The organism is Haloechinothrix alba (genome assembly GCF_900188115.1).
In the GTDB taxonomy this organism is placed as follows: domain Bacteria; phylum Actinomycetota; class Actinomycetes; order Mycobacteriales; family Pseudonocardiaceae; genus Haloechinothrix; species Haloechinothrix alba.
The window spans coordinates 104,584-127,823 of sequence record NZ_FZNW01000014.1; the positions used below are offsets into that span (position 1 = coordinate 104,584).

Sequence of the window (23,240 nt, forward strand, 5' to 3'; positions counted from 1 at the left end):
GGGCTGTCACCGGTAAGCCCCTGGCGACCGTCCCGGGTCGGCGGGTGGGCAGCTACCCCTTGGCGATGGCGCGGAGCTGGCTGCGCGTGCCGTTGAACTCGTTCTTGTCGATCGGGTCGTCGGTGTACTGCCAGAACGAGTGGTAGTGCCAACCGGAAGGGAGATCGCCGACCCGGTCGGAGTAGCGCGCGATCCACAGCGGGGCTGTCTCGCCGAAGTCGTGCTCGTCCCCCACGCACTTCTCCCACCAGCTCGTCGAGGTGTAGAAGATCGGGTAGCGACCGGTGCGGTCGGCGTAGGTGTCGTGGAAGTCCTGGATCCAGTCGACCATCTCCGACTCGGACTTGTCGTAGCAGTCTTCGCCGTACGGGTTGTACTCCAGGTCGGCCACCCCGGGAAGGGTCTTCCCGTCTCCACTCCACAGGCCACCGTTGTCGATGAAGAAGTTCGCCTGGGCCGCGCCGCTGGAACGGTCCGGAAGGGCGAAGTGGTACGCGCCGCGGATCATCCCGACGTCGTACGACCCGTTGTACTGCTGGGTGAAGTACGGGTTCGTGTACCCGGTCCCCTCGGTGGCCTTCACGAAAGCGAACCGCTTGCCCTCGTCCCACCAGTACTCCCAGTCGACGTCCCGCTGCCAACCGCTGACGTCGATCCCCAGGACGTCCGAGTCCCGTGAAGCGTCGGCCTCGCTCTCCTCGTCCGAGGTGGACTCGCGGTCGGACTTCTCGACTCGCTCGATCTGCGAGCCCATCGGAGTGCTGTGCGCGCGCACCTGCGCGTCCTTCTCGTCAGCCTCGTCAGCGGCGTGTGCAACCTGCTGGGCCGTCGAGCCGATCAACAGGGCGCACGTCGCCAGCACGCTTGTCAGCCTGCGTGGGCCGTGTCTCGGTACCGTACCGGATCTCACGCTGATGCCCTCCCGGATGCCGCGGTCTTGGTTGGCCTGGATACCCGGGTCGTCGTGCTGGTCTCACGGGGAGCAGGGGCAGCACACGACCCAAGATCCATTTTTCGCACAGCATCGCGGCTCGATCAGACCGGTTCGATCTATCGTGTGTCACTCGACCGAGGGGTGCTTACGGTGTGGCTACGTTGCCGCGCCGGGAGAGAGGTCTCGTCCGCCGGTTCAGCGCTGCTGCTCCGCGGACCGCAGCTGCCGTGCCGGCACCACGGCGGTGACCGCTTCGTGCGGGTTGATGGCCAGCGGATGGCCTGCGAGGAACGGCAGCAGCTGGCGGCCCGTGACCATCCGTGCTCCCGGCCAGTCCGCGGGAATCATCTCGCGGCTGGTGTAGGCGGGCACGACCACCCGGCCGGTGCGGTCGTAGAAACCGGTGAGGTGATCCTGCTGCGGAGCCATGGCGTAGACGTACAGCGTCGAGCGCAGGACGAGCGGCGGCAGCTCGGAAGCGGAACGGTGCTGCGCGTCGACCAGCTGCATGAGCTCTTCCAGCTCGCTCTGCGGTTCCGGGTAGCCCAACGCCTTCGGCGACGGGCGGTAGCTCTCGTTGGGGTGGAACGTCGCTCCTACCTCGCCGTCGCTGTCCACCGGGTACGAGCCCACCACAGCCCAGGACGGAACCGCCTCGTCCGCGTCGAAGGCCTCGTCTATCACGTTCAACCAGGTGTTCGGGTTGGCGCGGGCATGCGCGCGCATGGCTTCGGTGATGGGAGGTGCCGCCGGGGTGCGGCGTCGTGTCGTCCGCCCCGGCTCGTGTGACTGCGCCAAATTCGCTCCCCGGTTCCGGCGTGACGTCGGTTACTCGGTCATCGTAGAGGGTTGGTGACCGCCGGACGCATCCGGCGATCGCGTGGCGCACCCGCCTTCGGGCGACGAACGATCCTGGACGGGCGAGCGCCTGTCCCAGCACCGCTGGGCTGCCATCACTGGGCTGCGGTCACTGGGCTGCCATCACTAGGCTGCCATCACTAGGCTGGGAGCGTGGCATCGACGAAGCGCGCCCCGGATCCCGGCGCGGTACGCCAAGCACTCGCCGGGATGTCCGGCTGGCTCGATGGCACAGCGGACCAACCGGCGCGGGCGGAACTCGGCGAGGCCGTCCGGCTGAGCCTGCGCTCGCTGGAGCATCGCGCCCCCGGACGCAGCGTCGAGGTGCGGGTTCCCCCGTTCGCGGCGGTCCAGTGCCTCGACGGGCCACGGCACACCAGGGGAACCCCGCCCAACGTGGTCGAGACCGACCCGCGGACGTGGCTGGAGCTCGCGTCGGGCCGGCTGGCGTGGGACGAGGTCGTGCGCGACGGCCGGGTCAGTGTTTCCGGCAACCGCGCCGACCTGTCCACCCTGCTGCCCCTTGTGCCTGCCTGAACGAGCCCGCCCGGCGCGTCAGGGCTTGCGCGCGACCCCGCCCGCGATGCAGTGCGACACCTGGCTCGGCTCTCCGAGCATCGGCCCGTCCGGCCACCACTCGAAGCACTTGGCGACTCCGGGTTCGACCATTTCCAAGCCGTTGAACAGCTCCTCGATCTGGCGCCTGGTGCGGAACGTTCCGGAGCCCATCGGGCTGTGCCGGAATACCTCCTCCATCCTGCGGGCCACCTCGCTGTGCTCGTTCTCCGGGTCGAGGAAGTGGCTGATCGCCACGTACGAACCGGAAGGCAGCGCGTCGATGTACTCCCGCATGATCTCGGCAGGGCGGTCCTCCGGACCCTCGAAGTGGTGCAATGTGCCGAGCTGGAGGAAGGCGAGCGGCTCGGTGAAGTCGATGTGCTTGCGGACGACTTCGTCCTCGAGGACGGACTGCGGGTCGAAAATGTCCGCAGGAGAGAAGTGCGTCAGGTCGTTCTCCTCGAGAAGGGCACGACCGTGTGCGAGTACCACCGGGTCGTTGTCGATGTAGACCACACGCGCGTCCGGGTTGGTGCGCTGCACGGCCTGGTGGATGTTCTCGGCAGTCGGCAGGCCGGAGCCGCAGTCGAGGAACTGGTTGATGCCGGTCTGGCGCGCCAGGAAGCGGCAGACGCGAATCAGGAACGCCCGGTTGTCCTGCGCGAGCTCCTGGGCTTCCGGGGCCTTGGCCTGTACGCCGTGGAAGACCTCGCGGTCGATCTGGTAGTTGTCCTTGCCCCCCAGGAAGGCGTCGTAGACGCGCGCGATGCTGGCTCGCGTCGGATCAACCCCTACCGGAACGCGCTCGTCGGACTGGGATGACGTGCTAGTCATCGAACACCTCGCTAGGCTTCGTCGTATCGCAGATCACACATAGGGTAGTGGTAAGCCTACGTGCAATGTGCACCCGTACGGGAGGCTTGTCGCACGGAACGACCAACGGTGTGTGATTGGTCGATTGCGCTGCGCGTAGTACACTCCGTGGGGTTATTAGCCTGACCTGCGACGACACGAGGGTGCGATATGACTTCTTCGGCGCGCGGTGCTTCTCCTGGGGATTCCTCCGGCAATTCGTCCGGGGCCGAGTCCGGCGGCGCTCCGACGGCGCGGCGAATGATCCTCGGTGCGTGGCTGCGCAAGCTACGCGAGGAGATGGGTATCACGCGTGCGGCCGCCGGCGAACAGATCCGCGGTTCCGAGTCCAAGATGAGCCGCCTCGAGCTGGGCCGTGTCGGCTTCAAGAAGCGCGATGTCCTCGACCTGCTCACCGTCTACGGGGTGCATGATCCCGACGAGCGCAAGATGTACGAGGACATGGTCGACCAGTGCAACCAGCCCGGGTGGTGGCAGGGCTACACCGAGGTCATCCCGTCGTGGTTCAGTGCATACGTCGGGCTGGAGGAAGTGGCCTCGCGAATTCAGAGTTTCGAGCTGCAGTTCGTGCCCGGCCTGCTGCAGACGGAGGACTATGCGCGGGCTGTCGTCTGCAACGCGCGTAGCGGTATGACCGAAGGGGAGATCGACGAGCGCGTCGCGCTGCGCGTGCGCCGCCAGAAACTGCTGGCGCGTCCGGACGCTCCCCGGTTCTGGTGCGTGATCGACGAGTCCGTGCTGCACCGGCCGATCGGCGGCCGCAAGGTACTGCGGGGTCAGATCGACGCGTTGCTCGAGCTGACCACCATGCCGCACATCACGCTGCAGGTGTTGCCGTACGACCGCAGCGGGCAGGCCGTGGAGGGCGCGTTCTCGTTGCTGCGGTTCGCCGAGCCCGAGCTGCCGGACGTGGCCTACGTCGAGTACCTCACCGGCGCGCACTATATCGAGCGGCTCGACGAGCTCGAGGTCTACGCTCGAGCGCTGGACCGCCTCGCCGTCGACGCCGAGACCCCGGAGCAGAGCCGCCAGATGCTGTCCAAGGTCCGCGTGCAGACCTGATTCCCCGGTGCCCGCGTATCCGGTCGGTCCGTGCGTCTCAGTTACCGAGCGCGTCCGGATGCTCCGGTAGGGACAACGGCAATCGCGATCGTTGTCACCCGTATCAGTGATTGATGACGAGCTGCCCGTACGGCGTCTGCATGTGCATTCACATTTGCATGATCGACTGCTACGGTCCGGCTGCAATGGAACGTGCACATGCAGATGCACCCTTACTATTCGGGGAAAGTGGGGTCGTCGATGACGGCGGTTGTCAACGGCATGTCGGCTCGGGAACTGGCGGGAGTCGAGTGGCGCAAGAGCGCACGGAGTGGCGCGCAGGGTAACTGCGTGGAGTTCGCCCGGCTCGACTCGGGCGACTTCGCGGTACGCAACTCGCGTCATCCGGACGGGCCCGCGCTCGTCTACACCCGGGAAGAGATGGTCGCGTTCCTCGCGGGTGCGAAAGACGGTGAGTTCGATGACGTTCTCGGCTGACACCACGGCCCCGCCCGCCGAGGCCCGGGGAGTGGAAGAACGCCTGCACGAGCTGATCTCGCGCGGGTACCAGTTCGTGCACCCGACAGACGCCGACGGCGCTGTCGTGGCCGTGGTCGGGGTGCGCGTGCACGACGACGTCGTGGACGTGGTCAAGCTGCACGCCGAGAACGACGTGCATGCCGTTCGGATGCCGGGTGACGAAGCAGACATCATGGCACCAGGCACAGTGCTGTGGCAGTCCACCGGCACGGTGCACGAGGTGCTCGACAAGCTGATCGCACTGCCGGACGAGTACCCCTCCGGCGCGCCGGCGAGCAGCGGAGAGGCCGGAGTCAGCGGCTGCTGGGTTCCGGTCGGGTCGGGTACCTCGACGTGGCTGCGCAAGTCCGGCGGCAAGTCCGGCGGCAAGTCCGGCGGCGACTCCGGCGGTAGATCCGGCCTGTCCGGTTAGCCCCTTTCGTCGGGGCAGGCGCACGCGTTGTGGCCTTGTCCCGCGGGGCGGTGGATACGTAACGGCTACACTGACGGTGCACGTCCGTCGTTCTCGCGGGAGCCCTGAGGTGTCACAACCCGACCCTGACGATTTGACCGCTGACCACGGACCTCGTGAGGAGTGCGGGGTATTCGGCGCGTGGGCGCCCGGCGAGGAGGTCGCCAAGCTCACCTACTACGGCCTGTACGCCCTGCAACACCGCGGCCAGGAAGCTGCGGGCATCTCCGTCTCGGACGGCTCGCAGATCGTGGTGTACAAGGACCTCGGCCTGGTCAGCCAGGTTTTCGACGAGCAGGTGCTGTGCTCGCTGAACGGTCACGTCGCGGTCGGCCACTGCCGGTACTCCACGACCGGGGGCGGCAACTGGCAGAACGCGCAACCGACGTTCTGCACAACCGACACCGGAAGCGGCATCACACTCGCGCACAACGGCAACCTGGTGAACACCGCCGAGCTCGCCGACCATGCGCGCGACCTGGGGTTGTTCCGGAAGGACGCCGCCACGACAGATTCCGGGGTGCTCAGCGCGTTGCTGGCGCACGCGGCCACGGACAAGGGGGTCGAGGGGGCGGCCCAGGAACTGTTCCCGACCGTCCGCGGTGCGTTCAGCCTGGTGTTCTCGGACGAGAACACCCTCTACGCGGCGCGTGACCCGCACGGAGTGCGCCCGCTCGTGCTCGGCCGGCTGGAGCGCGGCTGGGTTGTTGCCAGCGAGACCGCAGCGCTGGACATCGTCGGCGCATCGTTCGTGCGCGAGGTCGAGCCCGGCGAACTGCTTGCCATCGACGCCAGCGGGCTGCGCTCCTCGCGGTTCGCGAACCCCGAGCCGAAGGGGTGCGTCTTCGAGTACGTCTACCTCGCGCGTCCTGACACGACCATCTCGGGGCGCAGCGTGCACGCCACCCGGGTGGACATCGGGCGCAGGCTGGCTGAGGAACATCCCGCCGACGGGGATGTGGTGATTCCCGTCCCGGAGTCCGGTACGCCCGCGGCGATCGGTTACGCGCAGGCCTCCGGTATCCCGTACGGCTCCGGCCTTGTGAAGAACGCCTATGTCGGCCGCACATTCATCGAGCCTTCCCAGACCATCCGGCAGCTCGGTATCCGGCTCAAGCTGAACCCGTTGCGCGAGGTCATCCGGGGCAAGCGGCTGATCGTGGTGGACGACTCGATCGTGCGCGGCAACACGCAGCGCGCCCTGGTGCGGATGCTACGCGAGGCGGGTGCGGTCGAGGTACACGTGCGGATCGCGTCCCCGCCGGTGCGCTGGCCGTGCTTCTACGGCATCGACTTCGCCTCGCGCGCCGAGCTCATCGGCAACGGTCTGGACAACGAGGGGATCCGCCGTTCGATCGGGGCCGACTCGCTCGGTTACGTCTCCCTCGAGGAGCTCATCGCCGCATCGGAGCAGCCCCGTTCCCGGCTGTGCGCGGCGTGCTTCGACGGTGAGTACCCCATCGCGATCCCCGAGGACGAGCTGATCGGCAAGCACGTGCTGGAAGGGCTCGACCCCGATGTGGCCGACCAGGGGTCGTCGCCCGCCGCCACGCAGCAGGGCTATGGTGCGCACGACGCTGTGCAGCGTCCCTAGCGTGTCGTTGAACGGAACGGAGCATCGTGACCACCCCGCCGAACAAGGCAACGTATGCAGCAGCAGGCGTCGACATCCAGGCCGGTGACGACGCCGTAGAACTGATCAAGGCACATGCCGCCCGAGCCACGCGACCGGAGGTGCACGGCGGTGTCGGCGGTTTCGCAGGCCTGTTCTCCCTCAAGCTCGACCGGTGGACCGAGCCGGTGCTTGCCTCGTCCACGGACGGGGTGGGTACCAAGATCATGGTCGCGAAGGCGATGGACAAACACGACACCATCGGCATCGACCTCGTCGCGATGGTCGCCGACGACCTCGTCGTCACGGGCGCCGAGCCGCTGTTCCTGCAGGACTACATCGCGGTCGGCAAGGTGGTACCGGCCAGGGTGGCCGACATCGTCGCCGGCATCTCCGAGGGATGCGTGCAGGCGGGGTGCGCCTTGCTCGGCGGGGAGACGGCCGAGCATCCCGGGATGATGGCCGAGGACGAGTACGACATCTCGGCCACCGGCGTCGGCGTCGTGGAGGCAGCGGACGTCCTCGGACCCGAGCGGGTGCGTCCCGGAGACGTCGCCATCGGGCTCGGCTCGTCCGGCCTGCACTCGAACGGGTACTCGCTGGCACGCAAGGTGCTGCTGGAGGACGCCCGCATGCCGCTGGACGGTCATGTCGAGGAGCTCGGCCGTACGCTGGGCGAGGAGCTGCTCGAGCCGACCAAGGTGTACGCGCGGGAGTGCCTTTCGCTGATCGCGGAGACGAACGTGCGCACGTTCGCGCACGTCACCGGCGGTGGCCTGGCCGCCAACCTGGCAAGGGTCATGCCGAAGGGCCTGGTCGCCATCCTGGAGAGGGACAGCTGGACCCCGCAGCCGGTCTTCGGGATGATCGCGCAGCGTGGCCGCATCGAGCCCGACGAGATGGAGCGCACCTTCAACATGGGGGTGGGGATGGTCGCGGTGATCGCCGCCGAGGACGTCGACCGCGCCCTCGCCGTGCTCACCGCGCGGCACATCCCGGCGTGGGTGCTCGGCGACATCCGCCCCACCGAGGAGTCCGACAGCGACCGCGCGGTTCTCCGCGGCGACCACCCCCGCTTCTGACCCGCCAGGGTGGGAGCCGAATGTCACGTTCGGCTCCTTCTATGGAACGGAGGTCACCTTCGGCTCGCACATCGGTGGCGGATTTCTCGACATCACACGTGTTCCGGGGCTAACCTACTATCAGTATGTTACTGATGGTTAGCCCGATGAGTCCCTGATGAGCGGAGCGCCGATGCCGAGTACGCAACTGGACTTCTCGGAGCGTGATCTCGAGCGGTTTCGCGAGGTGCAGCAGCTGGCGTACCGGTGTGCTGAGGAGACCGCCGCCTGGCTCGAGCCCGGTGTCACCGAGCGGCAGGCCGCCGCGGAACTGCGCCGCAGGCTGGTCGCAGGCGGCGTCGAGGACTTCTTCCATGTCCCGTTCGCGTGGTTCGGCGACCGCACCGCGTTCCGCGGCTTCCGGGTGCCGTTCCAGTTCTTTCCCAGCAACAGGGTGCTGCGCGAGGGTATGGCGTTCGTCCTCGACTGTGCGCCCATCATCGACGGCTACACCGCCGACATCGGCTACGGGGGCAGGGTCGGCGAGAACCGGATCTGGGACCGGCTCTGCGCCGACCTGCGTGAGTACCGCGAGCTCATCCTGCGGCTGGTGCGGGAGGGTCACGCGCTCGACGAGATCTACAAGCAGGTCGACGCCCTGATCGCACGGCACGGTTTCGACAACCGTCACCAGGTCTACCCGGGCCGGGTGATCGGCCATCAGGTCACCCGGCAGCACGCCATCGGCCCGAAGGGCGTCACCCTGTTCGGTTTCGGTATCCGGACGCTGCAGACGCTCGGACGCGAGCTGATCTCCGAGCGGCTGCACGGCCGGTCGCCGCTGTGGGCGGACAAGCACGCCTCGGCACACGCACCCACGCCAGGGCTGTGGGCGGTCGAGCCGCACATCGGCTTCCGGGATGTCGGGATCAAGTACGAGGAGTTGCTCGTGGTCACGGGAGACCCCGGCAACCCGGCCTACTGGCTCGACGACGATCTGCCGCACGTGCGGCGCTGGCAGGCGATGGAGGTCGCATGAGTACAGCGGAACCGGGCCGTACGGAGGTGAGCTGGATCGTCGAGTCGGCCGGCGCCCGGCTCGCGGTGTACGAGCACGGCGACCCCGGCAACGAGACGGTGCTGCTCGTGCACGGCTACCCGGACACGCACTCGGTGTGGGACGGGGTGGCGGCGCTGCTCGCGGAGTCGTTCCACGTGGTCACCTACGACGTGCGCGGAGCGGGGCGGTCCTCTGCGCCGCGCGCGAGTCGCGACTACCGGCTGGACCTGCTTGCCGCCGACCTGTTCGCGGTGGCCGACGCGGTGTGCCCTGACGAGCCGGTGCATGTCGTCGCGCACGACTGGGGGTCGATCCAGTCCTGGGAGGCGGTCACCGATCCCGGTGCCGAACGGCGCATCGCCTCGTTCACCTCGATCTCCGGTCCGTGCCTCGACCACGTGGGTCACCAGGTGCGGCAGCGGCTGTCCCGTCCGACCCCGCGGAACCTGGGCAAGCTGGTGAGCCAGCTACTCCACTCCTGGTACATCCTGCTCTTCCAGCTACCGCTGCTGGCACCTGCCGTGTGGCGGCTGTGGCTGGCGCGCCGCTGGGCAAGCGTGCTGGAGAGAGTGGAGGGAGTTCCGCCGACGGCCGGGCATCCGGCACCGACGCTGCGCTCGGACGCGGTTCGCGGCATCGCGCTGTACCGGGCGAACATGCTGGGTCGGGTCGGACGCGGTCCACGGGAGCGCTCGACCGGGATTCCCGTGCAGCTCATCCAGCCGTCCGGGGATCACTACGTCACCGAGGCGCTCACGGAAGGTGTCGAGCGCTGGGCACCCCGGCTGTGGCGGCGCACGGTGCAGGCCGGGCACTGGGTCCCGCTGACGCATCCCGAGGCGGTCGCACGGATGGCCACCGAGTTCATCAGGCACATCGGCGGCGAGCCCGCATCCCGGACGGTGCGGCGCGCCCGGGTCGGGGTACGCCGGGCACCGTTCGCCGACCATCTCGTCGTGGTGACCGGAGCGGGTAGCGGCATCGGCAGGGAAACCGCGCTGACCTTCGCGGAGGCCGGTGCCGAGGTCGTCGCCTCCGACATCGACAAGGGAGCGGCGCGGCGCACGGCCGAGCTGGTCGAGGTGCTCGGTTCCCGCGGCTACGGATACGGCCTCGACGTGACGGACGAGAGCGCGGTGCGGGACTTCGCGGGCGAGGTAGCAGCGCGGCACGGCGTTCCCGACATCGTGGTGAACAACGCCGGTATCGGGCACGGCGGCCCGTTCATGGCGACCACCACGAAGGACTGGCACCGCGTGCTCGACGTGAACCTGTGGGGTGTGATCCACGGCTGCCGGGCGTTCGGGGAACGGATGGTCGAGCGTGCCGAGGGCGGCTACATCGTCAACGTCGCATCGATGGCCGCCTACCTGCCGACACGGGACCTGCCCGCCTACGCGACCAGCAAGGCAGCCGTGTACATGCTGTCCGACTGCCTGCGCGCCGAACTGGACGGGCACGCCATCGGGGTGTCCACCATCTGCCCAGGCGTGGTCAGCACCAACATCACCCGTACAGCCACGTTCGCCGGAGTCGGCGAGGCGGAGCAGGGGCGCAAGCGCGACCGTGCCACCGGCCTGTACGCGCGGCGGAACTACACACCGCGGCGGGTCGCCGCCGAGATCGTGCGCGCTGTGCAGCGCGGCAAGCCGATCGTGCCGGTTACCCCGGAGGCGAAGGTGACGTACCTGCTGTCACGGGTCTCGCCCGCGACGCTGCGCGCCGCAGCCAAGCTCGAGGTCTCGTAGCCGGACGACAGCACCGGAAGCCACGAAGCGGCAGCCGCCGCCTGCGTGGGACCCGCGCGGGAGACGGCCGCGCGGGTCCCACGTGAGCGGAACCGGGTCAGCCGCCGGCAGGGAGCCCGGCCAGCGACCGTTCGAGGTCGGACTCGGACAGCTCGTTGTCGGTCATCGCGCCGGACAGGTACGCACCGTAGGCAGGCAGGTCCAGGTGCGCGTGCCCGCACAACGCGGTGAGAATGGCCTTGGACTCGCCGGTCTCCTTGCAGCGCAGGGCTTCCTGGACGGACGCGGCGAGTGCGTGTGTGGGTTCCGGAGCGGGGATGACCCCCTCGGTTCTGGCGAACTGCACGCCCGCCGCGAAGCACTCCTGCTGGCCGATCGCTTGCGCGCCGATCAGCCCGAGCTCGTAGATGTGCGAGAGCAGGGGGGCCATGCCGTGGTAGCGCAGGCCACCGGCGTGGATCGGGTCCGGGATGAACTCGTGACCGAGGGTGTGCATCTTGAGCAACGGCGTGAGCCCCGCCGTGTCGCCGAAGTCATAGGCGTACCTTCCCCTGGTCAACGTCGGGCAGGCCGCGGGCTCGACGGCACGGATGTCGACACCGGACCGCCCGGCGAGCTTCTCGCGCAGGAACGGGAACGCCAGCCCGCCGAAGTTGGAGCCGCCGCCGGTGCAGCCGATGAGCACATCAGGGGTGTCCTCGGCGAGCTCGAACTGCCGCAGCGCCTCCTCGCCGATCACCGTCTGGTGCATCAGTACATGGTTGAGCACGCTGCCGAGCGCGTAGCGGGCGCCCTGGTCGGCGGCTGCCATCTCCACCGCCTCGCTGATCGCGATCCCGAGACTGCCCGTGGAGTCGGGATGCTCAGCGAGCACGGCACGCCCCGCCTCGGTCAGCTCGGAGGGGCTGGGGTGCAGTGTCGCGCCGTAGGTTTCCATCATCAGCTTGCGGTACGGCTTCTGGTCGTAGGACGCCCGTACCTGCCACACCTCGCAGTCCAGCCCGTATGTGGCACAGGCGAAAGCGAGCGCGCTGCCCCACTGCCCGGCGCCGGTCTCGGTGGTGAGCCGCGTGATGCCCTCTGCGGCGTTGTAGTACGCCTGCGGGACAGCCGTGTTGGGTTTGTGCGACCCGACGGGGCTGACACCCTCGTACTTGTAGTAGATCCTGGCGGGCGTGCCGAGCGCCTTCTCCAGCCTGCGGGCACGGAAGAGCGGGGAGGGGCGCCACAGCCGGTACACGTCGAGCACCGCACCCGGGATGTCGACATAGCTCTGGTCGCTGACCTCCTGGGCGATGAGCTCCTGCGGGAACAGGGGCGCCAGGTCGTCCGGCCCGGCAGGCTCACCGGTCCCCGGGTGCAACGGGGGTGGCGGAGGCTCCGGCAGATCCGGGGCGATGTTGTACCACTGGGTCGGCATGTCGCTCTCGTCCAGCAGGTACTTCGTGCGACCAGGCATCGGACCTCCTCCAAACTCCGCGGTCGGGTGCGAACAATGTAGCGCGTGGGGCCGTGCCGCCCCGCGAACAGTGCCGGTTCGGTTCGCAAGGGGATGCGGCGGGCCGTTCCGTGCCGACCCCGCCCGCCCTGGCCGGTCCCACGCTACGCTGTACCTCGATGAACAGGGGGGCGAACGGGACGCTGCCACCGGTCCACGAATCCTGGCTGCCGCGCCAGCACGTCCTGTACCGGCCACGGCATGCGACAAGGCAGTGGCTGGCGCTTGCCTGCGCAGCCGTGTTCTTCGCTGCCCCGGTACTGACCTACGGGCTCGGCGCCCGTGCCGCCGAGATCGAGAACCGGGAGCTGACCGAGTTTCCGAGCCCGTCGGCCGGGTGGGGGTTCTTCACCGGTATGGCGCCGTGGGCGGTCGACCACCTGCCGTTCCGGGACGAGGCCATCACGGTGGCCGATACGGTCAGCAGGGGGCTGTTCCGGGAACCGCCCCCGCTCGGCGACGGTTCGCAGGGCGTGCCGCTGCCCGGCGACCAGCAGCCGGAAGAGGACGCGCCCGATGAGGACGCGGCCGGGAACGAAACCGGTGGTCACGCCGCGCCCCGGGTTGTGGAAGGCACGGACGGTTGGCTCTACCTGGGCGTCGAGATCGACAGCAGGTGCGATGCGCAGCACGATTTCGACGAGATGCGCGCGCGGTTGCACCAGCTCCGCGAGGGGGTCGAGGCGAGCGGCCGTGACTTCGCGCTCGTGGTTGCCCCGGACAAGCTCACCGTCGTGCCCGACCACCTGCCGGAACCGTACGCGGGGCGGGACTGTGTCACCGACGTGAACCAGGAGTTCTGGCGCCGGATCGAGGCCGAGGACTATCTTCTCGACCTGCGTGCGGAACTCGAACGGTGGGGGAAGGTTCTCGGCGTGCCGGTATACCCGCACCTGGACTCGCACTGGGGCGACGAAGGTGGTGTGGCTATGGCGCGGGCGCTGGCCGAGGCCGTCGAACCGGGCATCAGCAGGCAATGGGGGATCGAGATCGACGGGCGCTGGAGCGGCCCTGCCGACCTGCCCCCGATGATCGGCCGTAGTGGTGAGGTGGATGGTCGCAGCTACCGTCTCGAGCCGGACGGCGAGCGTGACCGTACCCGCGACGTCGACGAGGATTTCCGCACGCCTCTCGATATCAGCTCCACTGCCCTGCCGGGAATGGTCGACCGGCCCGCGATGCTGCTCGGCGACTCCTTCACCATCCGTGCCCTGCCCTACCTGGCGGCCTCTTTCGCGGACCTGACCGTGCTCCATCACGACAACCTGCGCGAGGACGGCGGGCAGGCCGTCGCCGACATGCTGGTGGACAAGGAGATCGTCGCCGTGCAGGTTGCCGAACGCACGCTGGTCCCGGATGATCACGCGATCGTCGATCCCGACATCATCGATACCGTCACGAGGACGCTCGCGGCCAACCCGATCGAATGAGGCACGCTGTACCGGCCGCCGGCCCCGGATCCGGCGATTTTGGTCCCGTACGCTGCAGATCTCGCGCGAGCATCGGTCACGGTAGCGACTTCTACGGCGCGCAAACCCCATTCCTTGCTATTACGATACGTTGTCTTTTCTGCCGGGAGTGTCACCTGATTGGGTGGGGCAAATACGTGCATATATCCGTTCTGTTAGTGTGCGCTCGTGCTTGCGGACCCTGGGGTGTAGTGCACACTTTCACGGCTATCTGGGGATATCGCGAGGGCGCTTCAGCGAAGTGCGAAACGGGGACGTTCGTCTTCGAGGATCAGCGATGACCACGAGAGGATCAGCATCAATGAGAAAGCGAACGATCGCGGGTGGCAGCGCGTTGGGCGCGTCGGTCGCCGTGGCGGCGCTCGTCGTAGGCGCTGCGACGGGGTCAGCTGCTGTGGGCAGGGGGACCTCGCTGGCTTTCGGCGTGCACGCGGCGCTGTCCGGCATCGATGAGCCGAGCCCGCTTGTCATGTCCACTGACGGCGAGGAGGACTCGGCGGGTGCTGGGGAGTTCTCGCTGGGCGATGGCGGCGAGGTCCACGTCGAAGGCGTCATGGCCGGCGACGACCACGCCTCTGCCGAGGTGAGCTACGCCGAGTACGACGTCGGCGAGTCCGGCTCCATCTCCGTGACGAACCTCGAGGTCGAGTGTGTCGGTCCGGACAGCACAGCGACGGCCGACAGCTTGACGATCAATGGCGAGGACGTCGCCCTTCCCGCCCCGGGTGAGGTGAAGTACTTCACCGATCTGGAGCCGGAGTACGGGGTCGTCTTCCACGAGCAGGGCGAGGTCGCTGAAGGCGTCGATGCCGCCAACGGGCTGGCCGTCTACGACTCCGAGATGAACTACGTGTTCGCGATCGGCGGTGTCGCGTGCGGTGGACCTGCCGAGGAGGATGGGTCGGACGAGTCCGATGAGCCGGAGGACGTGGTCGACCCGGAGAAGCCGCTGGACCCGAACAAGCCGGATCCCGAGGACTCCGAGAAGCCTGAGAACACCGAGAAGCCGACGGCTACCCAGCCGGTCCCGACCGAGACGAAGCTGCCTGTGACGGGCTGACGACTCGGCACGTTCACGACTCGGGCCTGGCCGATGGATATGGCGGCCGGGCCCGAGTCGTGTCGCCGGCCGTGCCGGGACCAGCCGGTCAGCCGGGACCGGAACCGGCTCCTGCCCTGTCGGGCGCGCGCGGCTTCTCCCGTGCGCGCACCCACCGGTCGACGGGCACCTCGAACCACCTGTGCGCCGCTTCGACGACTGCCACGAGCACGACCAACGCGATGACAAGCGCGGCTTCGGTGCCGATCACGGGAACCAGCTGGTCGAGCACCGGGTACAGGCACAGCGGGTGGAGCAGGTAGATCGCGTAGGTGCGCCGTGCCCAGCCCTTGATCACAGGTGAGGTGCTGAGCCGGTCGCGGACTCCGAGCACGAGCACGACGATCGTGATCATCAGCGCGACCAGTCTCGGGTGCGCGTCGCCGGTGTGCAGGTGTTCGCCGATTCGGTCTGCCCAGACGAAGAGCATGAAGTGCACCGCGCCGAGCGCGGTTCCCGCCCCCGGATGCACCTTGCCCTGGTGAACGAGTGCGATCAGCGCCCCGATGCACAGTATCGGCAGGTACGCGGCGATCAGGCCGAGCCGGTGGACCGCGACGTCTTCCGAACCGGTCCCCAGGGACAACCCTGCGGTCGTGATGGCTGCTGCGATCGCGAACGGCATCCATGGATGCGTGCGAAGCAGCGTGGCCGTGACTCCTATGTAGAGATAGAAGACCACCTGGATCAGCAGTGTCCACGCCAGACCGAGCAGCACGACCTCGGGTGTGGTGAAGAAACCGAACAGGGTCGCGGCGAGGATCAGATCGGCGAGGTTCACGCTGTCCTGCCCGCTCTCTGGAACGTACAGGCCGAGGTTGATCAAGCACCATACGGCGAACGTGGTGGCGAACAGGAGCGGTAGGATCCGGCTCGCCCTGCGGCGGAGGAACAGCGGACCGGACTCCCTGCCCGCGACATGCGTGATGACGAGTCCGCTGATCAGGAAGAACGCGGCGACTCCGACGAAGGACAGCCGAGGGTTGAGGTTCAGCGGTGCGGTGACGTACCGGTCCACCCCTGTCGAGAGCCACCAGTCGTGGCCCCGGGTGGCGAACCAGTTCGCGGAATGCGTGTAGACCACCACGAGGGACGCGAGGACACGCAGCAGGTCCAGACCGTACATACGGCCGCGATCGGCACCGTTCATGTTCGCACCGCCGTCATCAGCCGGAACAGTCCTTCGGCCGTTACCACGGTGCCCCCGACCGCCAGCGGGAGTGCCACAGCGAAGGCGACATCGTCGAAGGCGAACAGGATCGGGTACCCGACCACGCCGATCAGCAGGAAGAGCGGGTATGTGCGGTCGGCTGCCCAGCCGACGATCGTGGAACGTCCCAGCCTGGATCCCCTTGCCAGGGACAGCAGCAGGATCAGAACCGCGTACACGATGGTCAGCGCGTACAGCCAGCCGGCAAGCTCCGGGTAGATGCGCTCGCCTGCGATGACGACGGCGAGGCAGCCGAGGCCGGCAGGGGCGGCGGCCCATCCCGGTACGCCGCGTTCACGGACGGTCCAGATCAGCTCGCCGAGCAGCGGGACCGACAGGTAGACGGACAGCAGCCCCAGCTCGGCGACCCGGCCCCCGGCCGCCCAGCCTGAGACGACCGCAGTGACGACCACCGCGAGCTGGACCGCGACGGATGCCAGCGGCACCCGGGTCGACAACGCAGCCGTGGCCAGAACCAGCAGGCAGAACAGGGCCCCGACCACGATGACCCAGCTGAGCCCGAACAGCGTCTGCTCGGCGACCAGGCCGTCGACCAGGGCCAGGTTACTCAGATACGCGCTTATAGCGGGATCCCCCGGCGCGCCGTCCGTGAACGGCCGCGCACCCGCCAGGAGCAACAGCCAACTCAGCGTCACGACGAGCGCGAAGGGAAGGTAGCCGCGCACGAGTAGCGTGGCACACGCGCGTCCTGTGCCGAGCCGCGAAACCGTGTCGGCGGCCGTGTAGCCCAACGACAGCAGCAGTAACGCGACGCCGAGCATGCCGAAGTCCTCGCCGATGCCGAGCGGGAAGTTCAGCCATTCACGAGCCAGCACGACCGGCCGGGGCGTCGCCTGGTACCGGGACGGCCAGAGCGCGACAAGATAGCTGTAGCCGACCAGCACGATCCCGAGCGCCAGCGTCAGCCGGATTCCCGGCATCGTGGTGGGCGAACCGGAAACGGCCGTGCCGGAGCGAGGCGCTGCTGTGTCACTGGGCATGGGGTGGCAGCACCTCCATCTGGGCCGTCAACACCTCGATGAACTTCTCCCGCGTGGCCTCGCTGTCATCACCGCGAAAGCCCACCCGTACGAGCGCGTTCCCGCTGGCGTAGTGCGCGCGACCGCCCGGCCGGGCATCGGCCGACTCCGGTAACACGCCTGCCGTCACCTCGGCCCCGGCGTCGACGGGTACGTCGAAACCGTAGCCGCGCTGCAGTTCTGCCAGGGCGTGCGCGCCCTCGCCCGCGCGTGCCGCGTCCGGCGTCCTCGCGAGCAGAATGGTTGCCTTGCCCTGGTCGAAATTCGCCACGAGCAGCCTGACCCGCTCGGTACTCGCGCGCACGTACTCGCGCTCTTCCTCGTCGGTGAGCATGCCGACCCCGTGCAAGTCCTCGACGGTTCGCACGCGTTCGAGGTTCTCCTGTGCGCCGCCGATCTCGGCAACCGCGAGCGGGTCGGACGGGTAGCGTCCCGCCTCCCCTGAGGACTGCGTGCCGACGCTGCCCGCGAGCGGCAAGTGCCGCCCGGAGACCCACCACGAACCGAGCCCGAACACGACGATCGTGACGAGCACGAGAACGTGCGTCAGCACTGTCCGCGTCCTGCCGAGCCTGTCCCCCGGTACCGGCACCGTCGCCCCCATCGTCGGCATCAGCTCGGTCTCAACCACAGGGTGTGGAATCCGGTGGCCGATGTCCGCGCTGTTCGGATCAGCTCCTCGTCGCTTGAGTCGACAGCAGCCGGCCCGGCGTCGCTGACCACGAGCGGTGTGTACCCGAGCTCGCGGTACCCGGTGAGCACTGTGGCCGGGTCGTCGCCGAGCTCGACGATCTCTTCGGGGCTGAACTCGCACACGATGTTCGGACGGTCCCTGCGCACGATGCCGGCCAGCCCGGCGATCGCGCGGTGGTCCCGGCCTTGCAGGTCGAGCTTGACCAGGCTGACGGTCGCGCCGTCCACATCAGCCATGCCGTCGAGTCGGGCGGCGGGTACGCGCGGCCGCTCCCGGCCGCCCGGCTCCTGGCTGAGAGGGTGAACCCGGTGGTCGCCACTGTTGGCTTCCGCCGCACGTACCAGCTCGACCTCCCCGTCGGCGTTCCATGCTGCGAGGTGCAGCGCCTGTACCCGTGCGGCTGCCGTCTCGGGGAGGTTGACCGCGATGTTGCGCCTGAGCAATGCGAAGTTGTCCCGGTCTGCCTCGACGGCGACGACGCCGACCCCGTCGGAGCAGCTCTGCAGGAGCTTGAGCGTGTGATATCCGACATGCGCGCCGATGTCCAGGAAGGCACCGGGCCGTTCACGGATGAGCCGAGCCATCAGCTCGGCTTCACGGACTTCCCAACTGCGGTGATGGGTGATCCATTCCCACATCACCTCGTCTCGGGGTAGCAGCAGCGCACCGGCGTCGCACAACACGACGTCTGCATCGTCCGGCACGGGCGCGTGTAGCGATCTGGCGGCATCGTGTACGGCGGCGACATCCTGCTCGACCCGCGCGAGCGCGTGTTCGTCCCGGTCCGCGCGGCTGTCGCGTTCCTGGAACATCCGGTGGGTGAGTCGCTCGTGGTCTTCCAGCCGGGCAGCGAGGCCGGAGATCGCCGGGCTCGGCGGAAGCCGGTCCAGTGTGGAGCGCAGTTCCGCGAGGCCCGACCGGAGGTCGGCGAGCGCTCGTTCCGTGTGCGGGCGCCATTCCTCGACGGCACGACGGAGCGAGCCCAGCTCCGCACGGGTGCGCTCGGAGTGCTGCAGCGCCGGCCGCATCGCCCGGGCGACCTCGTCACGGACAAGGGCCGTGAGGTCGCCGGTCCGAGTCTGGCTGGCCTCGATGGCTTCGATCCTCGCCAGCAGCTCTGTGGCGGTGTTCTCGACGCCGTCGGCGAGTGCGGACATCACGGTTCGCTGGTGCACATCGTAGTGATCGATCGCGCGGATGACGGCCTTGCGCATGGCTGGTGCCAGCGGTGTGCGGGAGGGGGCCGATGTGTCCGGCCGCCAGTGCAGCGCTGCCTTGCCCGCACGGAGCGGATGGATCGGGTCGGACGGCGCGGTGGGTAGCGTGCCGCGCTTCCGCTCGCGCCACGTCTCGTACGCGCGCTCGAGCTCGGTGCGCAGCCACTCCGCAGCGGCAGCCGGTGGGCGGGAACGCAGGATGTGCTCGCGGGCGACCTGCCCCTTCTTCCGTGCCGTAGCGGGGTCGTCGGCGACCGAGCGCATCGCCGTTGCCGCGGCGTCGATATCGGGTTCGGCCCAGAGGGCATCGGCATGGTAAGGAAAGTTGCCCTCCCCGACAGCCACCAGGCGGTACGGGACCAGCCACCCCGAGCTCTCGTCGACGAACTCGGACGTTCCCGAGTAATCGGTCGAGATCACCGGCAGACCGTGTGCCATCGACTCGGCGAGCGTGAGCCCGAACCCTTCACTGCGGTGCAGCGAGACATAGCAGTCGCAGGCGCGGTACAGCTCGTCCAGCTCGGCCCTGCTGAGGTAGCGCTCGATCAGGTCGATCCGGTCGTCCTCGGCGGTCAGGACGCGAAGCCGTTCGGCGCTGTGCGGGTTGATGTCCCCGTTGATCGCCTTGATGACCAGGCGAACATCGTCGCGGTCACCGAATGCGCCGGTGAATGCCGACACTACGCCCCAAGGGTTCTTCCGCTCCCCGACGCTGTTGAAGTCGAACGTGAACAGGAATGTGGTCGGCTGCCCGGGCGCCCCCTCTTTCCTGGCCGGTGTGCCCGGGTCGCGTACCGGGACGGGAATCGTCTTGACCGGTACGGGTGAGTGTGCCGCGATCGCGTCCGCGCAGAACCGGCTGATCGTCCAGACTTCGTCGACCCGTTCGAAGGCGGAGTGTTGCCAGGCCGGGAAGTCCTCGAGCTCCCATGCCCAGAGACCGATGGTGTAGCGGTCGTGCTCGAGCTCGGGGTGGTTGTTCAGTAGCACCGATGTCTGGTCCGCGTTCACCGCGAGCAGGCTGACCGGGAAGCGTGGGTGGTCGACCGTGCCGGTGTGCGTTGCCTGCGTCCGGTTCGACAGGGAGCGCTCCTCGACGACGGAGACGGACTCGACACCCGCAGCGGTGATGGCGTCGTGCACGATCCGGCCCATCTCGCCGAGGCCGAGCTCCGCCGTAAGGTAACCGGCGATGTTCACCCCGAACGTGTCCTCCGGCGCGGCGAGGTCTCGCGGTTCACCGGGTGTTGCCCACTCGGGTAGCTCGTTCTCGGCGACCCCGGACGTGGCGCACCAGGAACGGAACGCCTCCGCATCCTGCCCGCTCGGATGCGGGAACGCCAGCTGGAGATCCGTTCGGGACCGCCAGACGGACAGCGCGAGCCGGTGTATACCGGCGGCGGCTTGCGCGTTGTCCTCCGGTGAGGTCAGCCAGTGACGTAGCGCGGAGCCGGAGTCGTTGTCGAAGGCGTGCGGTGGGGGCTTGTCACCGGTGCGTTCCGCCGCTATCCAACCCGCGCGGAAGAGCCTGCGTACTTCAGGGGTGATCGCAGTACCGTCGGCGAACTCCGCGAAGCCGTACGGGACGGCTTCGCCGTTCGCCGCGTACCCGGCCAGGCGCAGCGCCCGGGCGTAACCGTCGCACAGTTTCCGCACCAGCGGGTGTTCGGAGAGCAGGACCCGTGGCCTGCGCGCGCAGTGGGCGGACAGTTGCCACGGTCGTTCCGGCCGGTACCCGCTGAAGTGGAAGAACCGCAGCGGGCTTCCGCCCGCTGTGATGATGCCCTCCCGGGAACGCGTCAGCGGCCGTTCGTGCAGGTTCCAGTACGCGACGTTGAATCCGGGGTCGCGAAGCACGGTGTGCGGGAACAGGGCGGGTACCTGGTCCACCCAACGCTGGTCGGTGAACAGCTGGCGCTCGGGAGCGACGATGGCGTCGTGCCGCAGCCGCTCGGCCCAGAAGTCGAGGAATTCCTCCGATCCCTTTCCGGTCGCGATGAAGCCGAGGTTGAACACGCCCGTACCCATGATGACGGTCTCGTCCGGTTCCTTACCGTCCCTGGGAAGCGGGTTGATGAAGTGCGGCGTGAGCACCAGCTGGTGCTCGGTGGCGAGCCCGGCGACCTCCGGCATCGGCGCGTACACCTCGATGTCAGGGTCGAGGTAGATCACCACATCGGTCGCGCGGCACGCGCCGCGCAGCTCGCGGAGGAAGAACGGCTTCACTGCCGTGGCGAGCTCGGTCACCGAGTAGGCCGTGGCCATCCTCAGGTAGTCCTGCTCGTCGATGCCCAGGGCTCCCGGCCCGACTACCCGGTAGCCGTCCTCGCTGCGCTCGCCGGCGGCCGGGTCGTGGGGCGCGAACCGGTCGATGACGGCGATGACGAACTCGTGTCCGGGATGGTGAGCCAGGTAGGAGCGCGCGAGAACCCGGGCCGCGGGAAGGTAGTTCCGGGCCACCACGGTGCATGCCGTGACCCGGGGCGAGTGGTCCGGTGGTTCAGGCATCGGCGGGCATGGCTTCCAGGGCCGCGTCCAGCGCGTCCTCGTAGTCGTCGCGTGCGGTGGACGCGCCTTCCGAGGTCACGATCTCCAGCCGGACGATGACGTCCTCACTGGCATAGTGGGCACGGATCTGGTTCTTGTCGTCGTCTCCGTACTCGGTGGCCAGGATGCCTTCCGGCTGGTCGTCCACCTCCTCGGCGCCGTTGCCGAGCTGGATCTCGCGCAGGCCCTCGGCCGCTTCGGCCGCGTCCTCCTCGCCGGACGACTCCACGAGCAGCATGATCGCCGTACTGTCGCTCGGAAGGTGCTGGACGTTGAACCGGACGTCGCGCGCGCCCGCTTCCTCGTAGACTTCGAGCTCGTCGTCGAGCAGGTAGTTCAGCTCGGGGAGGTCGTCGAATCCTTCGATATGGGAGTGATCCTCCGCGGAGCCGGCCAGCTCGGGCAGGGCGAGCTTCTCCGGTTCGGCAGGCGGCTCCTCGTCAGGCGGTTCCGGGTTGGCGGTTCCTGTCGGACCGTCCTCGTCGCCGCCGTTACCGAGGAGGAAGAACGCGCCGAGCCCGATGCCTGCGAGCACGAGCAGCGCAAGTGCGCCGGCGAGGACCGTGCCGGTGCGACCCTTACCGTTGCCTTTGCCCGAGCCCTGGAACAGCTCGGGTCCTTGCCGGACCCAGTCGGCTTCCGACGAGGGCGCCACGGGCGGGAACTCCGAGCCACCCCACGGCGGGCTGGAGTCGTCGTCCGGCGCGTTCCAGGGCGGCTGCTGGGGTGCGTACTGCTGCTGGGCGAAACCACCGGGCGGTTGCTGCAGGTGCCCCTGCGAGACGAACTGGGTGCGCTCGGCACCGCTGTCCGGCGGCGGTACCGCCCGGGTTGCCTCCTGCGAGGATTCCTGGTCCGGCTGCCGGGTCTGACCCTGTTGCTGGGGTGTGCCTTGCGGGGACGACGACGGCGCCTGGAACACCTGGGTGGCGTCGGACGGCGTGCCGGTGCCTGCCTGAGCCTGGTCGGTGCCGGACGGGTTGGTCCCGGCCTGCTGCCCACCGCTCGCGTGCTCCTCTTCCGGGGACTGCGCGGTCTGCTGCTCCCCGGTGCCGCGTGTGACCGCGGAGTACAGGACCTGTTCGCGCCGTTTGGTGTAGTCGTCGGCCGAGAGTTTGCCCGACGAGTAGTCCTCGTCGAGTTTGCGCAGCTCCTCCTGCCAGGTCACGCCCTGGCACCCCCCTTCGGGATACGTTGTCCGCAGCGAAGCTCCGCTCCGGCGTCACGGCGCGAGCTCTCGCCATTGCTCATGGCGCGGCTTCGCAGGGGATCATGCATTCGGCCCCCACGCACGGCGTCATGAGCGGGCCCAGCACATTGTGCACCGTACGCTCCCCGGTCGTGTCGCGGAGTACCAGCTCGTAGCACGTCGGGTATCGACCCTCCTGCGCGGCATAGGACTTTCGCGTATGTTATCGGCGTACTCGACATGGGCGACCTTCGGTGCGTCCCTCGGGGCATACCTGCGGGAAGCTCCAGCGATAAGCCCCGGCGGAAAGCCCCAGTCTGCATGGGGAGCCGGAGCACGGCGATAACGTGGCCGTAACGGTCGCCGTGCCGGTCGGGCCGGTACTACCTGCCGGGGTGGCTGTCACGCACCACGGCGCTGCCGTCCCGGACGGTCGCCGGGTGCCGCGCGAGCCGTCCCTCCGCCCGCCGGTATCATCGCCGATCTGGATTCGAGGGTTCGCGACGACTCTCCGCCGCCGGCGACGAGCGTGCCGGGTTCG

General features: G+C 68.5%; 19 protein-coding genes. 10 read left to right on the forward strand and 9 right to left on the reverse strand.

The features are described 5' to 3' along the window. Nucleotides 1–52 precede the first annotated feature (52 nt). Together CHB84_RS14760 and CHB84_RS14765 are read right to left on the reverse strand one after the other, a co-directional pair. Entirely contained in the window at nucleotides 53–862 is an 810-nt protein-coding gene (locus CHB84_RS14760) for a lysozyme (RefSeq protein WP_245818758.1), read from the reverse strand. 267 nt (nucleotides 863–1,129) lie between these two features. Beyond that, nucleotides 1,130–1,732, reverse strand: coding sequence for a type VII secretion system-associated protein (locus CHB84_RS14765; RefSeq protein WP_245818759.1), 603 nt, complete (start codon nucleotides 1,730–1,732; stop codon nucleotides 1,130–1,132). A gap of 270 nt (nucleotides 1,733–2,002) precedes the next feature. On the opposite strand from CHB84_RS14765, the gene CHB84_RS14770 reads away from it, so the two are divergent. Further along, complete coding sequence (locus tag CHB84_RS14770; RefSeq protein ID WP_089302191.1) at nucleotides 2,003–2,329, forward strand: sterol carrier family protein; 327 nt, start codon at nucleotides 2,003–2,005, stop codon at nucleotides 2,327–2,329. Nucleotides 2,330–2,347: 18 nt separating this feature from the next. On the opposite strand, the gene CHB84_RS14775 is transcribed toward CHB84_RS14770, so the two are convergent. Then, complete coding sequence (locus CHB84_RS14775) at nucleotides 2,348–3,184, reverse strand: SAM-dependent methyltransferase (RefSeq protein ID WP_089302192.1); 837 nt, start codon at nucleotides 3,182–3,184, stop codon at nucleotides 2,348–2,350. 279 nt (nucleotides 3,185–3,463) lie between these two features. Here CHB84_RS14775 and CHB84_RS14780 point away from each other — a divergent pair, with 279 nt between their 5' ends. The 7 genes from CHB84_RS14780 (at nucleotide 3,464) to CHB84_RS14810 (ending at nucleotide 10,736) form a co-directional block, all read left to right on the forward strand. Continuing rightward, the gene (locus CHB84_RS14780) at nucleotides 3,464–4,285 is read left to right on the forward strand and encodes a helix-turn-helix domain-containing protein (RefSeq protein WP_245818760.1); all 822 of its coding nucleotides are present in this window, start codon (nucleotides 3,464–3,466) and stop codon (nucleotides 4,283–4,285) included. A gap of 240 nt (nucleotides 4,286–4,525) precedes the next feature. Beyond that, nucleotides 4,526–4,762: a DUF397 domain-containing protein gene (locus tag CHB84_RS14785; protein WP_089302246.1), complete on the forward strand. Its 237-nt coding sequence runs from the start codon at nucleotides 4,526–4,528 to the stop codon at nucleotides 4,760–4,762. After that, nucleotides 4,746–5,216, forward strand: a complete 471-nt coding sequence (locus CHB84_RS14790) for a hypothetical protein (RefSeq protein WP_245818761.1) — start codon at nucleotides 4,746–4,748, stop codon at nucleotides 5,214–5,216. Before CHB84_RS14785 ends, CHB84_RS14790 begins: the two co-directional genes overlap by 17 nt. Nucleotides 5,217–5,349: 133 nt before the next feature. Next, nucleotides 5,350–6,849: an amidophosphoribosyltransferase gene (purF, locus tag CHB84_RS14795; protein WP_245818762.1), complete on the forward strand. Its 1,500-nt coding sequence runs from the start codon at nucleotides 5,350–5,352 to the stop codon at nucleotides 6,847–6,849. 26 nt (nucleotides 6,850–6,875) lie between these two features. After that, nucleotides 6,876–7,949: a phosphoribosylformylglycinamidine cyclo-ligase gene (gene purM / locus CHB84_RS14800; protein ID WP_089302195.1), complete on the forward strand. Its 1,074-nt coding sequence runs from the start codon at nucleotides 6,876–6,878 to the stop codon at nucleotides 7,947–7,949. 172 nt (nucleotides 7,950–8,121) lie between these two features. Then, on the forward strand, nucleotides 8,122–8,967 hold the full coding sequence (locus CHB84_RS14805) for a M24 family metallopeptidase (RefSeq protein ID WP_217898567.1): 846 nt from the start codon (nucleotides 8,122–8,124) through the stop codon (nucleotides 8,965–8,967). Beyond that, nucleotides 8,964–10,736 carry an SDR family oxidoreductase gene (locus CHB84_RS14810; RefSeq protein WP_089302197.1) on the forward strand — a complete coding sequence of 591 codons (1,773 nt, stop codon included), beginning with the start codon at nucleotides 8,964–8,966 and terminating at the stop codon, nucleotides 10,734–10,736. The genes CHB84_RS14805 and CHB84_RS14810 overlap by 4 nt, the downstream gene beginning before the upstream one ends. Nucleotides 10,737–10,833: 97 nt before the next feature. Here CHB84_RS14810 and CHB84_RS14815 read toward each other — a convergent pair whose 3' ends face one another. Next, nucleotides 10,834–12,195: a TrpB-like pyridoxal phosphate-dependent enzyme gene (locus CHB84_RS14815; protein ID WP_089302198.1), complete on the reverse strand. Its 1,362-nt coding sequence runs from the start codon at nucleotides 12,193–12,195 to the stop codon at nucleotides 10,834–10,836. 158 nt (nucleotides 12,196–12,353) lie between these two features. Between CHB84_RS14815 and CHB84_RS14820 the strand changes: the two genes are divergently transcribed. Further along, nucleotides 12,354–13,664, forward strand: a complete 1,311-nt coding sequence (locus CHB84_RS14820; RefSeq protein WP_089302199.1) for an alginate O-acetyltransferase AlgX-related protein — start codon at nucleotides 12,354–12,356, stop codon at nucleotides 13,662–13,664. Between the two features lie 340 nt (nucleotides 13,665–14,004). Beyond that, nucleotides 14,005–14,763: a hypothetical protein gene (locus CHB84_RS14825; protein ID WP_089302200.1), complete on the forward strand. Its 759-nt coding sequence runs from the start codon at nucleotides 14,005–14,007 to the stop codon at nucleotides 14,761–14,763. An 88-nt stretch (nucleotides 14,764–14,851) separates the two neighbouring features. On the opposite strand, the gene CHB84_RS14830 is transcribed toward CHB84_RS14825, so the two are convergent. From CHB84_RS14830 to CHB84_RS14845, 5 genes are read right to left on the reverse strand one after another with little or no spacing between them, the layout of a single operon-like run. Beyond that, nucleotides 14,852–15,952 (reverse strand): acyltransferase family protein, encoded by a 1,101-nt coding sequence (locus CHB84_RS14830; RefSeq protein ID WP_176439975.1) that lies wholly within the window; start codon nucleotides 15,950–15,952, stop codon nucleotides 14,852–14,854. Beyond that, a complete protein-coding gene (locus tag CHB84_RS22970) occupies nucleotides 15,949–17,013 on the reverse strand; it encodes a hypothetical protein (RefSeq protein ID WP_176439976.1) in 1,065 nt (354 codons plus the stop codon). The genes CHB84_RS14830 and CHB84_RS22970 overlap by 4 nt, the downstream gene beginning before the upstream one ends. Next, complete coding sequence (locus CHB84_RS14835; RefSeq protein ID WP_089302202.1) at nucleotides 17,003–17,683, reverse strand: hypothetical protein; 681 nt, start codon at nucleotides 17,681–17,683, stop codon at nucleotides 17,003–17,005. The genes CHB84_RS22970 and CHB84_RS14835 overlap by 11 nt, the downstream gene beginning before the upstream one ends. Beyond that, nucleotides 17,665–21,471, reverse strand: a complete 3,807-nt coding sequence (locus tag CHB84_RS14840) for an FkbM family methyltransferase (protein WP_089302203.1) — start codon at nucleotides 21,469–21,471, stop codon at nucleotides 17,665–17,667. Before CHB84_RS14840 ends, CHB84_RS14835 begins: the two co-directional genes overlap by 19 nt. Beyond that, nucleotides 21,464–22,678: a hypothetical protein gene (locus tag CHB84_RS14845; RefSeq protein WP_089302204.1), complete on the reverse strand. Its 1,215-nt coding sequence runs from the start codon at nucleotides 22,676–22,678 to the stop codon at nucleotides 21,464–21,466. Before CHB84_RS14845 ends, CHB84_RS14840 begins: the two co-directional genes overlap by 8 nt. Nucleotides 22,679–23,240: the final 562 nt, after the last annotated feature.